Raw genomic sequence first — 12842 nt, 5'->3', positions numbered from 1 at the left:
AAAGTAGCTCTTGAAACCGACCATTGACATGAAACGTTCACCAAAGCCATCGAACGAAACACCAACCGGGGCCGCTGGAGCACCAGGCCTGAACCACATCTACCATGCCCCGGGCGAATCGACCTCGAGCATCGTCGGCGGTGCATAGCCGAAACGCGACAGCGCCGATGTCAACCCCGCCACCGAAGTGGCCGTAGCCCAACTAACCGACCCGATTCCAGAGTCGGCCGCCGCCCTCCCTGCAGGAATATCGACGTCCCCGGGCAGCAGATTGCCGGATGGTGCTTTGCCTTCAGCCAGTGCATTGCGTTCGAATAGCACCTTGCGTTCGGATAATTCGTCGCTCTCGGAAAGCACGTCGCGCAGACGCCTGGCGATCGCCTCACCCGAATCGATCCAATGCACGCCTCTCGGCATCAAGAGCTCGAGCCGGGAGCGCAACAACGGAAAGTGGGTGCAACCCAGCACCACCACGTCGATATCCGACGCGGCCTTCAGCGGCTCGATTGCATTCGAAAGCCTCGACATATCGACTGGCTGTCCCATCATCAGACGCTCCGCCTCGATGACCAGCGCATCCGCCGCCACCCGTACGACGCGACAATCGGTGGCAAATTTGTCGATCAGTCGGTCCAGGTAGGGTCGATGGACGGTGGCGCTGGTCGCCAGCAACCCGATGACCCGACGCTGACTCAGAGTGGCGGCCGGCTTGATCGCCGGCACCGTGCCGATGACCGGTATCGACAACCTTTGGCGCAGCGCCTCCAGCGCCAGGGTACTGGCAGTGTTGCAGGCGACGACCAGCGCGCGCGGCCGGGCCTGCTCGCAGGCGCGTTCGCAGACGCTGGCGATTCGTGCCACCAGCCAGGCGTCTTCCTTGGTGCCGTAAGGCAGCGCCGCGTTGTCACAGACGTAGCCCAAAGAGAGCCACGGCAACCGGCGACGAATCTCGGCGCTGACCGAGAGACCGCCAACGCCTGAGTCGAAGATCAGCGCATCAATCATACGTCTGGCCGTTGCCGAAATAGTCGAGCAGAGCATCGATCAGCGTTCGCAACCGGGCGGGCATGTAATCGCGTTCGGTATATAGCAGGTGGACATCGAGCGGCGGCATCTCGAACGCTTCGAGCACCCGAACCAACTGCCCCGTTCGCTCTTCCGCCGCCGCCAGCGACGCTGGCTTGAGGGTCAGCCCCATACCCAGCACGGCCGCCTCGACCAGTGCTCGACCGTTATTGCAGGAAAGCGCCGGCTGCAGCCGAAACCGATACACCTCGCCTTCGACCCGAAACGGCCAGTACAACCCATGGCGAGAAAGCGTATAGTGCAGACACCGATGGTCCTTGAGATCGTGCGGGTGCCGAGGCGTGCCGTGATGCTGGAGATAATCCGGCGATGCATAAAGGTGCAGCGGCATTTGCATCAGCGGGCGCGCGATCAGGCCGGAATCTTCCAGTTCGCCGATACGCACGACCAGATCGAAATCCTCGGCCAGCGGATCGACACGTCGATCCTCCAGAACCAGATCGAGTGACACGGCCGGGTGTGCCGCCTCGAAAGCCTGGAGCGCCGGCATCAACGACCGGGCTCCGAAATCTACCGGTGCCGACAGCCGCAGACGTCCGCGAACCTCGCCACGCTGTTCGCCAATACCCGCTTCCAACTCCTGCAGTTCATCGAGCAGGCGCGCCGCGGTCGTCAGATAACGCTCGCCCTCCGCGGTCAACTGTAGCCGCCGGGTGGTGCGCATTAGCAAGCGCACCCCGAGCGTCTGCTCGAGTCGAGAAACCTGTTTGCTGACCATGGCATTGGAGACACCCAGACGTCGCGCGCCACCGGCGAAGCTACCGGCTTCGATCACCGCGCGGAAAACCTGCATCGCCTGCAATCGATCCATTCCGCCCTCTCACATCGTTCGAGCGGTTCATTCTACGCAAGCGACGACGATCGCGCAGTGGCGATCGTCGTCGAAATGAAGGGGTGGGGCCGACAGCCGCGATGGCAGGTAGGCGGTAAAACAGATGTCTATCGCGATAATGACACGTCGAAAACGGTTACAGCGGGGATGGCGCTTCGCGAAACTCGGTGTAAAGCTCAGGGTAGGCCTCCTGCAGCCGTGCCAGTTCAGCACCGGCTTGGGCAGGCAGTTCTTCTGCCAAGCGCGCCAGATCCTCCTCATCGAAGTGCTCACGGATCAGCGGAAACAGCTCTTCGCGTTCGCCACGCAGATATGCCCGATGCGCGTCCAGATAGGACTTGAGATCCTCGGCGAACTTGTCCATCGGCATGACGCCGTCCATGAGGATCATGTCGATGTTCTGAGACAGCTGCATCAACTGCTGATGCAGATGCTGATAATCTTCGGCCAGCCGATTGCTCAGCTCACCGATCTGCGACTCCCGAGCCACCAGTCGATCACTACAGATTCGTTCCAGCGGAATGGTGAATCCGCTCATGTAGTCGAGGATATAATCCACGACCTCCCGAATCAGCCGAAAGTCGGGACGCTCGCCATCGGCCAGAGTCTTGTGCTTGAGTTGCAACACATGCAGCAGGCGCGCCATGTTGGCATGGTCCTGACGCAGTTGGGTCAGCATGGGCATGGTGAGTCTCCTGTCCGTGAAGCGCGATGTCGAGTAACACCGCCTTGTCAGCCTAGTGTAGTGCCAGAATAACGCCAGAATAGTGCCACAGCAGAAGCGAATCTCGATCAACGATCGATTGGGTCTGCCATCGGCGACACGCTAGAATTCCCTACCCTAGCGGTTTTCTGGATAAACGCTCTACGCCTAACGTCTAAATCGCTGTAGCGAAATGTACGGTTTCGATGCCCACCGCCAGTCTTGGATGATGCCATGGATCTTTTTGCCGACGACGCCTCTCAAGGCGACACCCAGCCGGACAACGCGCCTCTCGCCTACCGCATGCGACCGCGCCAACTGGAAGACTACGTCGGCCAGCAGGCGCTGGTAGGCCCCGGCAAACCGCTACGCCGCATGGCCGAGACTGCCAGCGTGCGCTCGATGATCCTGTGGGGCCCGCCGGGTGTCGGCAAGACGACTTTGGCCGAAATTCTCGCCGAGGCCTCCGGCGCCAGGCTCGAACAGCTCTCCGCCGTCATGGCCGGGGTCAAGGAGATCCGCGCAGCAGTCGAAAGAGCCCGCGAAGGACAGATGCGCGAGCGTCAGACACTGTTATTTCTCGACGAGATTCATCGCCTCAACAAGAGTCAGCAGGACGCCCTGCTCCCTCACGTCGAATCGGGACTGCTGACGCTGATCGGCGCGACTACCGAAAATCCGTCATTCGAAGTCAACTCCGCGCTGCTATCGCGGGCTCGGGTCTACGTGCTGAAAGCACTCGATGACAACGAGCTGATCACCGTACTGAAGCGTGCGCTCGCCAACGAGACGCTAGGTCTCGGACAGCGCAACATTCGCGCCAGTGACGACACGCTGTCGATTCTGGCGCGAGCTGCCACCGGCGATGCTCGGCGCGCTCTGGGCCTGCTGGAAACCGCCTGTGATTTCGTCAAGATCGACGAGCACGGCGAGCATCTCGATCGCGATGCGGTGATCGAGGTCATCGGCCATCAAGCCGCCGCCTTCGACAAGCAGGGTGAGCACTATTACGACCTGCTATCGGCTATCCACAAGTCGATCCGCTCCTCGCGACCCGACGCAGCCCTTCTATACATCGCCCAGTTCATCAGCGGCGGTGGCGATCCGTTGGATATCGTCCGGCGTCTGGCGGCGATCGCTTCGGAAGACGTGGGCAATGCCGATCCGCGCGCGCTGCCGCTGGTGATAGCGGCGTGGGATGCCTACCTGCGACTCGGCGATCACGAAGGTCAGCGCGCTATTGCCCATGCTGCGATCCACCTGGCGGTCGCCCCGAAGAGCAATCGCATCGATCAGGCCTGGAGTCAGGCCAAGGCTTTCGTCGCAGAGCACCCCAATCTCGAAGTGCCGGTCTATTTGCGCAACGCCCCAACCAAGCTGATGTCGTCGCTGGGTTACGGCGATGGCTACCGCTACGCTCACGACGAACCCAACGGCTACCCTGCCGGCAGTGCCCACGACTGTTGGCCACAGAACTTACCTAGAACACACTTTTACGCCCCCAGCGAGTTGGGTCACGAAAAGCGCTTCCAGCAGATACAGGCTTGGCGCGAGGATCTGGATCGACAGGCGGACGACGAGTCCTGATCAACGAGCCCCGGCCAGATGAAACGTATTCGTTTCTACGCCGTTCGAGCGAGCCAATGTCTCCCGCACAAAGAAATTCGCCCCCGTCGTGAAATCCACGACGGGGGCGAGTCAGTCGACGAATGAGCCGGTCACGGTGTCGCTGGTGCCTGCTCGCGGATAACGTCCGCGCCGTCGGGGGCCTGGAACTGGAACTGCGCCGGGTCGATATCGGTATTGGTCTCGGCGTTGTCAAAGTCGATCGCCGTGCGCTGTCCGGTGCTGTCGGTCATCTGCAGGGCGTCGAGCTGCTCGCTGTAGAAGGTCAGCTTGAGCTGCTCGAACAAGGTGTCATTAGCCTGCGGGACCAGAGTGAAGGTCTCGCTGGCACCTTGCTGCTGCCGTGATACGTCGTAGTTCTCGGCCAGCTCCGAAGCGCTCCCCGACAGCAACAACGCCGGCGTGTGCGTAACACGGTCGTCGAGCGGCTGAATGGTGACCTGTTCCAGGTCCGGGTCGTACAGCGAGACTTCATCGCCATCGGACACGACCAACTGGCGATAGGGCTCGTTCACCTCCCAGCGGAAATGTCCCGGCCGCGACAGCCACATGTGACCGCTGGTGTCCTGCAGGCTCGATCCCGACGCATCCAGGATCTGCTGCTCGAAATCCGCCGAATAAGTCTTCAGCGGCTCCAGCAGATGCGTCAGGCGGTCGGCGGAGGCCTGATCAGCCATTGCCGTCTGGGTCATCAATACCGGCGCCAGCAATAGGGCCCCGGCGGCGACCAACGTCTTCATCTTGCGCATGGATATTCCTTCTTGAAACAAAGAGTCTTGAAACGGCGAGCCGTGAATCGACAAATCTCGGTCGACGATCATGAATCAGTAGCTTTTATTCGACGTGTTGAATCGTTGGACAACAAAACGGCCACGGGGTTTAGCTGCCCCGTGGCCGTGAGTGGCCGTGAGTGGCCGTTCAGTGACCGACGGGTGGCGGCGCGAGCACTTCGCGTGAGCCGTTGTTACCCATCGAGGTGACGACGCCGGCCTGCTCCATCGCCTCGACCAGCCGCGCAGCGCGGTTGTAGCCGATCTTGAAACGACGCTGCACGGCGGAAATCGAGGCGCGTCGCGTCTCGGTGACGAACTGCACGGCCTCGTCGTAAAGCGCGTCCTGCTCGGCGTCATCGCCGTCACCGCCATCGGCCTCGAGGCCAGCCAAGGCGTCGGCGGAGACACCGCCCGACAGAATTTCCTCGATGTACTCCGGTTCGCCGCGGCGTTTCCAGTCCTCGACGATACGATGCACCTCATCGTCGTCGACGAACGCGCCGTGAACGCGCTGTGGCATACCGGCACCGGCCGGCAGATAGAGCATGTCGCCGTGGCCCAGCAGATTCTCGGCGCCACCTTGGTCAAGAATCGTACGTGAGTCGATCTTGGACGAAACCTGGAACGCCATACGTGTCGGAATGTTGGCCTTGATCAAACCGGTGACCACGTCGACCGACGGCCGCTGGGTCGCCAGTATCAGGTGAATGCCCGCCGCTCGCGCCTTCTGGGCCAGACGCGCGATCAGTTCTTCGACCTTTTTGCCGACGATCATGAACATATCGGCAAATTCGTCGATCACCACGACGATATAAGGCAGCTTCGCGAGCGTCGGCGGCGGCTGATGCATTTCCCACGGCTGCGGCTCCCACATCGGATCCTGAACCTGCGCCCCGTGACGCTCGGCTTCGTCGAGCTTGGCATTGAACCCGGCAATGTTGCGCACACCCATTGCCGCCATCAGCTTGTAACGCCGTTCCATCTCGGCGACACACCAGCGCAGCGCGTTGGCAGCTTCCTTCATGTCGGTGACGACCGGCGCCAGCAGATGCGGGATACCGTCGTAGACCGACAGCTCGAGCATCTTGGGATCGACCATGATCATGCGGACTTCGTCCGGCGTCGCCTTGAGCAGCATCGACACCAGCATGGTATTGATACCTACCGATTTACCCGACCCCGTGGTACCGGCGACCAGCAGATGAGGCATCTTGTTGAGGTTGGCGACCACCGGCTTGCCACCGATATCCTGGCCCAAGGCCAACGTGACCGGAGATTCCGCGTTCTGATAGACGTCGGAATCCAGCACCTGGCGAATACGGATCATCGCCCGGTTGGGATTGGGAATTTCGATGCCCACCGTCGGTTTGCCGGGAATGATCTCGACCACACGCACGCTCTTGACCATCAACGAACGCGCCAGATCCTTGGCCAGGTTGCTGATCTTGGAGACCTTCACCCCCGCCGCCGGACGAATCTCGAAGCGGGTAATGACCGGACCCGGCCAAGTCTCGACCACTTCCGCCTTGACGCCATATTCACGCAGACGCATTTCGAGCAGCTCCGCCATATCCTCCAATTGCTCGGGGGTATAGTTCGGCTGCTCCGGATCGGCGGGCGTGGTCAGGCGAATCGAAGGCAGATCGCCACTCGGCTCCGGCATGTCATCCATCACCGGACGCTGGCTCTGCAGATGCTCGACCGTCCATAGCGTCGGCTGGTCCCCGGCCGCGGTCCTGGCCTGCGCCGCCGTGGCTACGCTAGATGCCGGAGCTGACGGCGAGTGCTGAGATGCCGGCGAATGCTGAGATGCCGGCGAATGCTGAGGTGTCGGCGATTGCTGGGATGATGGCGAAAGGCCGGCGAATTCGCTTCCGTTCTCGCTCACCGCATCGGCATCGTCCTCGATGTCGAAACGCGGCTCCTGACGGCGCGGCGGGGCATCGGCACCAAGTCTAGCCGACTCGTGAACCGGCGCCACGGAAGGGATCGGGTCCATGGGTCTCACGCCACTCTCGGCTTCGGTTTCATCCCAGTTGATGCCGAGGCGATCGCGCGCCGCCTTCTCCGACCGAGGCAAAGCCGTTTCTGCTGGTGCCGCGTCCGATTCATCATCGACGGAAACGTCTGCCGACTGCCAGTTCGATTCGGGCTCATGTCGCTCGGGACGAATTCCCCACTGCTGAGTCGGCACTTCGTCATCGTCTGCAGCGAGCCCGGACTCGCCCGTGGTCGACATCCGGTCTTCATCATCCCGAGACTGCCAAGAAGCAGCCACTGGGCGTCGACTCTCTTCGAAAGCACGGTTCTTCTCGTGGGTATCCTCGCCAATACCTGTCTCTTCACCGAAGCCCTGCTCCTCGACGGCACCCATGTCGTCGTCTCGCGAGGAGATTCCTGCGTTGTCCGGGGTGGCCGAGGGCGCACCAGCGGGTGCCTGGAAAGCATCCGGAATACGCCGCCGCGTGACATCGGCACGGAACGTCGAGCTATCCGCCCGGGGTCGTGACTGCGGCTGAGCGTTGGCCGCGGACTCGTCATGCGCCGCCTCAGAAGCCGCCAACGATCCTGTCGCCATGCCCGGCTCCGGATCGAGAGCAGAGATTCTGCTCGACGACTCGCCGTCGGACGATCGCACGGCAGGCTCGTCGATCGATCGCGAGGCTACCGCAGTGCGCCTGGGAGTCGGCTCGGAGTCATGGGCTGGTGTGGATTCCAACGGCACGGAACCCAAGGTAGGTTCACGCGCCTCGTCGCGCTGCTGTCTCGCGGTATAGGAGGCTTCCGGACGTTTGGCCGACGGCGTCCGAGCCGGAATGTCCCACGGAATATCCGTACGTCCATCATGCCGCCAGAGGGAGGATTCACGACGCTCGGCGCCTTCGGTCGCACCGACAGCGTTCTCCCACGCGGGCTCTTGACGGGCCTGGCGAGCGTATCCGATATCATCGTCGTCCCACTGCTCCAGGTCCGGCGCCTTAGTCCAGGATAACCAGCGCCAGGGTAACCAGCGCGCCCACCACGCCGTCTTGCGTGGCGCATCGTCTTCGACGGACGAATCTTCCTCATCGTCACGTTCGGTACCCGCAGTCTCGACGGACGCTTCGCGACGCGCCTCGGCCCTGTCGATCCGGCGGGTCTCGCGAACCTCACGCCGCTCGCCAGCGCGAGCTTTCGTCCAGTGGAACAGTCGACTGAGCGAACTGCCGAGTTCGTCCATCACCGTCAACCAGGACATCCCGGAAAACAGAGTGAACCCTGACATGAAAGCGGCAATGGCGATCAGCGTGGTCCCTCTTACTCCTACCAGCGAGGTGAGAGAGCCGGCAATGCCTCGCCCCAGAATACCGCCTGCCTGGTTGGGGAGTTCGCTGGCCGCATTGTAGAAATGCAGATCACCCAGTGTCGTGGTGCTCATCAACAGCAGCAACAGACCGCCGGTATGAACGGCCAGAGCGACTGGGTCCCAGGCGATCTGAACCTGCGCCTGGCGCATCAATCGCCATGCGCCTAGCCCGAACATGCCAGGCCACCACAACGCGCTGGCACCGAACAGGGAATAGAGAACGTCGGATAGCCAGGCGCCGATCCTGCCCATCCAGTTGGAGACGGATTGATCCGGCCCGCTGTGCGACCACCCCGGATCCGTCGGCGTGTAGCTGAACAGCGCCAACAGCAAAAAGACGCAGATAGCGAGCAGCAGGATCACCGCACCCTCGCGAGTCACACCCTGGAGGCGCATGATCACGTGGCGGGCCTGCTCCCTGGCTTGCGCTTGCGTTGATGAACGACGGCTCTTCTTGGCCGAACTCTTGGCACTCAAATGATCAACCCCCTCGCGCCTGGTCTGGCGTGGCGTAGCACAATCAACTGCCACGCCGCTGGCGGCATTCCATTCCGCTCGCGGCATTGGCGATCAGCGGCCGAACCCACTGGCGGGTCCGGCTTCTTCGAGTCGCCATCATACCGGGGGCAGAGCCGACATCACAGGGGGCGCTGCGAGCTCGCAGCATTACGGATTGCTGCCGTACCGATTCAGGCAGGCGAAGTATCCTCCACCATCGTCCGCTGCTCGATGCCGGCCACTCGCGGAGCCGTTCCGGGCTCATCGGTACCCACCTGGGAAGTGTGACGCAGGCGGAACAGGGCAACGGTATCCGCCAAACCGCGACTCTGCTCGCTCAGCTGCTGGGTCGATGCATGGGACTGTCGCACCAGCGCCGCATTACTCTGCGTGCTTTCGTCGATCTGCGAAATCGCCACGTTGATCTGTTCGATGCCGTGGGATTGCTCTTCGGATGCCAGACGGATCTCCGAGATCAATGTGCTGATGCGCTCCACCTGGGAGACGATTTCGGCAACGCGCTCCCCCGCCTCGACGGCTCGCAAGTTGCCGCTGTCGACCTCATCGACGGTGCGCCCGATCAGCGCCTTGATCTCTTGCGCCGAGGTCGCGCAGCGTTCCGCGAGACTACGCACCTCCTGGGCCACCACGGCAAACCCTCTGCCTTGCTCGCCGGCCCGAGCGGCTTCGACGGAAGCATTCAACGCCAATAGATTGGTCTGAAACGCGATGCCATCGATCACGCCCACCACCTCGGATATCTGCCGGGCCATAGCGACGATACGCTGCATCGCATCGGCCGTGGCCTCGACCGTGCTCTGCGCTTTACCGGCAGCCTGCGCCGTACGCTGCGCCTGCTCGTCACTCTCTTGCGCTCGCTGCGCATTCTGGCGCACCGTCGCATTGATTTCTTCGGTACTGGCAGCAGTCTCCTCGAGGCTCGCCGCCTGGGATTCGGTGCGCGATGCCAGCTCGGCATTCCCGGATGCCAGCTCTCGAGTATGGTTTTCCGTCAACGCGACCGCGCCGCGCACCTGGCCGACGATGCGCTCCAGCCCGTCGCCGATACCGTTCATGGCGGCGATCAGTTGACCGATCTCGTCACCCCGACGCGTGTCGATACGCTGTGACAGGTCTCCCTGCGCCAGCGCCTGGGCCAAGCCCACCGCACGATTCATCGGCCGGGTCACCACGCGTTTGACGATCCAGTAGAGCGCGAGGCTCAGTGCCGCCGCCAATCCCAGGGCGATCAGCAGGAAGCGATCGCGCGCCGCAATGACCCCGGCCTGGATCTCGTCCACCGAAACCGAGCCGGCTACGGCCCACTGCCAATCCGTATAGCGCGAGTAGGAGACCAACCGTTCGTCGCCGTCGCTGGCCTCATAGTCGATCTCGCCGGACGACTGCTCGAAGAGCGGGGTGTAGATCTCGCTCAGGTCACCGCTCAATAGATTCTGCCCCTCGTAAGGCCCACCGGCGATGACCTGTCCTCGCGCGTCGCCCGCCGTCGAGATCAGCATGGTGTAGCCTGCATCGCCGATGCCCATTTCGCGAATGCGATCCTGCACCTGTGCCATCTCTGCGCTGACGTCGACCCCTACGAACAGCGCTCCGACCACCTTGCCATCGCCATCCTGAATCGGCTGATACTTGGTGATGTAGGAGGTCCCGAATAGATTGGCAAGGCCGATGTAGGACTCATTCGCCATCAATTTGGCATAGCTCTTCGAGTCACGCTTGAGCAACGTGCCCATCGCCCTCTCGCCCTCCTCATTCTTGAGAGAGGTGGAGACACGCACGAAATCGTCTCCATCACGTGCAAAAATCGTCGCGGGCGTACCGGTCTGAGCGGTGAAACGATCGAGTTTCCAGGTGTTATCGTTGAGCACTTCCAGCCCATCTTTCAACGTCGGGGTCTGGCGCCCCGAAACCTCCACCTTCTGATCGGGGCTCAACGCGAACCGTCCCGAATACTGATCAGAGAAAATATTGAGAAATCGATCGGCCTGCTGTTGCAGGCTGTAATCGAACAGCGACAGCATGTCGGTGATGGAGTCTTGTTGAGTCTGCAGCTCGTGCTGGGTAGCTGCACGCAGCTGCGTCGTGCTCGACTGGGCCATGGCGAAGGCCAACCCCATGAGCACGGCGACCTGTAACAAGGCAACGATGGAAGCCAGTTTGATACCGATACTGGCATGGCGAAGACGCTGTCGAAGTGCAGCCATGAGTCTTTCCGCAAGTTGAGTAGTCGAGTCCTGTATCGGCGGTAACATCGTCAATCTTGATAATGGTCATGATAAAAAATGCACATCGCGCAAGATGAGAGCAGCGTTGTTATGCTGTTAGGCCTTTTATTCTGCTTTTTCCATTCGGTCGTGATGCATGCTGCCTTGGCTACCGCCCCACATCGTCGCCTTCCCTCCGGTCAACCAGGCTCTCGATGATCCGGATGGCCTGCTCGCCGCTGGCGGCGCGTTGACGCCTGAATGGCTGTTGAACGCCTATCGTCACGGCATTTTTCCTTGGTACGCCGAGGGTCAGCCGATTCTGTGGTGGTCGCCCAACCCCCGCATGGTGCTGTTTCTCGAAGAGATCAAAGTTCGCCGAAGCCTTTCCAAACGCCTACGCAATGGAGGGTTCACGGTGACGTACGACAGAGCCTTCGAGCAGGTCATCGCCGCCTGCGCCGAGACCCGCGCCGAAACCGGAGGCACCTGGATCGACGACGCCATGCGTCTGGCCTATGAAAACCTGCACCATCTGGGACACGCGCACAGCGTGGAAGTCTGGCAAGAGGAGACCTTGGTCGGCGGGCTCTACGGACTGTCGATCGGTCGAATCTTCTTCGGCGAGTCGATGTTTAGCCGCGCCGCCGATGCCTCGAAGATAGCGCTGGTTCAGCTGGCTCACGAGCTCCGCCAGCGTGACTTTGCATTGATCGACTGCCAGATGCACACCCCGCACCTGGCCAGCATGGGGGCGAGAGATATCGCTCGGGGGACGTTCATCAACTATCTTGAGGACAACGTCAACGCACCCAACCCGGCCGATCTTTGGCCAACGGAGCCACCGTGAGTAGCAACAACGCGAATGGCCCTCAGCCTCAGACACGTGATCTTCGTTTCTTCCTGACGGTGCCGCATCCTTGCAGTTACCTGCCAGGCCGGGAAGCGACAACGCTATTTCTTGATCCCCAGGAAACCGTAGCCTCGGAAGTCTACGATGCACTCACGCTGCTGGGTTTCCGACGCAGCGGCAGCAATCTCTATCGCCCCCATTGTGAGACCTGCAGCGCCTGCACATCGGTCAGGATACCGGTCGATGATTTCGCGCCTTCGCGAACCCAGCGCAAACTGATCAATCGCAACCGAGATCTGACGCTGAGACTGCGACCGACCGAATTCGACGAGCAACACTATGCGCTTTACGCCCGCTATATTCGTGCCCGTCATGCCGATGGAGACATGTTTCCGCCCGGCCGGGAGCAGTACCGGATGTTCTTGACCCAGACGCATCCGTTCGCCAAGTTGCTGGAGTTTCGACTGGGCGAGCATCTGATAGCAGTGGCCGCCACCGATCTTCTGGGCCACGGACTCTCCGCGATCTACACCTTCTTCGATCCCGACCCCATATTCGAACGACGCTCGCTGGGCAGCTTCGCCATTCTCAGCCAGCTCGAACTAGCGCGTGAACGCCATCTGCCCCATGTCTATCTGGGCTACTGGATCCAGGCCAGCCAGAAAATGCGTTACAAGCAGGACTATCAACCGCTCGAATATCTCAATGGCGGACGCTGGCAGCGCATGGTTCCGGCGATAGCGTTGGCCTAGAGGGATAAGGCCCGGACAAACGACAAACGACGATGGAAACCAGACGGTGTTCTCGTCCGCAAATCACCTTTAGCCCGCTTTCAAGCGTATTTTTGCCTTCCCCGGCGAGATAGCCCATAATATCGCGCACTTCAGAGGCCCAATTGCG

General features: G+C 61.4%; 9 protein-coding genes. 3 read left to right on the top strand and 6 right to left on the bottom strand.

Going from position 1 to position 12842, the window contains the following annotated elements; genetic code table 11:
* Positions 1-99: 99 nt before the first annotated feature.
* The 3 genes from murI to DOM27_RS09070 form a co-directional block, all read right to left on the bottom strand.
* Entirely contained in the window at positions 100-1005 is a 906-nt protein-coding gene (murI, locus tag DOM27_RS09080) for a glutamate racemase (protein WP_110655702.1), read from the bottom strand.
* On the bottom strand, positions 998-1897 hold the full coding sequence (locus DOM27_RS09075) for a LysR family transcriptional regulator (RefSeq protein ID WP_110655701.1): 900 nt from the start codon (positions 1895-1897) through the stop codon (positions 998-1000). The genes murI and DOM27_RS09075 overlap by 8 nt, the downstream gene beginning before the upstream one ends.
* A gap of 157 nt (positions 1898-2054) precedes the next feature.
* Complete coding sequence (locus DOM27_RS09070; RefSeq protein WP_110656414.1) at positions 2055-2597, bottom strand: hemerythrin domain-containing protein; 543 nt, start codon at positions 2595-2597, stop codon at positions 2055-2057.
* A 258-nt stretch (positions 2598-2855) separates the two neighbouring features.
* Here DOM27_RS09070 and DOM27_RS09065 point away from each other — a divergent pair, with 258 nt between their 5' ends.
* Positions 2856-4208: a replication-associated recombination protein A gene (locus DOM27_RS09065; RefSeq protein WP_110655700.1), complete on the top strand. Its 1353-nt coding sequence runs from the start codon at positions 2856-2858 to the stop codon at positions 4206-4208.
* Between the two features lie 131 nt (positions 4209-4339).
* Here DOM27_RS09065 and lolA read toward each other — a convergent pair whose 3' ends face one another.
* From lolA to DOM27_RS09050, 3 genes are all read right to left on the bottom strand, one after another.
* Positions 4340-4996: an outer membrane lipoprotein periplasmic chaperone LolA gene (gene lolA, locus DOM27_RS09060; protein ID WP_110656413.1), complete on the bottom strand. Its 657-nt coding sequence runs from the start codon at positions 4994-4996 to the stop codon at positions 4340-4342.
* Between the two features lie 169 nt (positions 4997-5165).
* A complete protein-coding gene (locus DOM27_RS09055; protein WP_280952135.1) occupies positions 5166-8843 on the bottom strand; it encodes a DNA translocase FtsK in 3678 nt (1225 codons plus the stop codon).
* 212 nt (positions 8844-9055) lie between these two features.
* Positions 9056-11089 carry a methyl-accepting chemotaxis protein gene (locus DOM27_RS09050; RefSeq protein ID WP_188113702.1) on the bottom strand — a complete coding sequence of 678 codons (2034 nt, stop codon included), beginning with the start codon at positions 11087-11089 and terminating at the stop codon, positions 9056-9058.
* 157 nt (positions 11090-11246) lie between these two features.
* On the opposite strand from DOM27_RS09050, the gene aat reads away from it, so the two are divergent.
* Together aat and DOM27_RS09040 are read left to right on the top strand one after the other, a co-directional pair.
* Complete coding sequence (gene aat, locus DOM27_RS09045; RefSeq protein ID WP_110655697.1) at positions 11247-11939, top strand: leucyl/phenylalanyl-tRNA--protein transferase; 693 nt, start codon at positions 11247-11249, stop codon at positions 11937-11939.
* Complete coding sequence (locus DOM27_RS09040; RefSeq protein WP_110655696.1) at positions 11936-12694, top strand: arginyltransferase; 759 nt, start codon at positions 11936-11938, stop codon at positions 12692-12694. Before aat ends, DOM27_RS09040 begins: the two co-directional genes overlap by 4 nt.
* Positions 12695-12842: the final 148 nt, after the last annotated feature.

The sequence above is a fragment of the Salinicola halimionae genome, assembly GCF_003206065.1.
GTDB lineage: Bacteria > Pseudomonadota > Gammaproteobacteria > Pseudomonadales > Halomonadaceae > Salinicola > Salinicola halimionae.
Note: the sequence above shows the minus strand (reverse complement) of the source record. Positions and strands in the feature narration are given on the sequence as shown.

Excerpts from the sequence above, each read along its gene's own strand:
- DOM27_RS09065 (WP_110655700.1), top strand. The coding sequence starts at position 2,856 with ATGGATCTTTTTGCCGACGACGCCTCTCAAGGCGACACCCAGCCGGAC.
- DOM27_RS09070 (WP_110656414.1), bottom strand. The coding sequence starts at position 2,597 with ATGCTGACCCAACTGCGTCAGGACCATGCCAACATGGCGCGCCTGCTG.
- aat (WP_110655697.1), top strand. The coding sequence starts at position 11,247 with ATGCTGCCTTGGCTACCGCCCCACATCGTCGCCTTCCCTCCGGTCAAC.
- murI (WP_110655702.1), bottom strand. The coding sequence starts at position 1,005 with ATGATTGATGCGCTGATCTTCGACTCAGGCGTTGGCGGTCTCTCGGTC.
- DOM27_RS09075 (WP_110655701.1), bottom strand. The coding sequence starts at position 1,897 with ATGGATCGATTGCAGGCGATGCAGGTTTTCCGCGCGGTGATCGAAGCC.
- lolA (WP_110656413.1), bottom strand. The coding sequence starts at position 4,996 with ATGCGCAAGATGAAGACGTTGGTCGCCGCCGGGGCCCTATTGCTGGCG.
- DOM27_RS09050 (WP_188113702.1), bottom strand. The coding sequence starts at position 11,089 with ATGGCTGCACTTCGACAGCGTCTTCGCCATGCCAGTATCGGTATCAAA.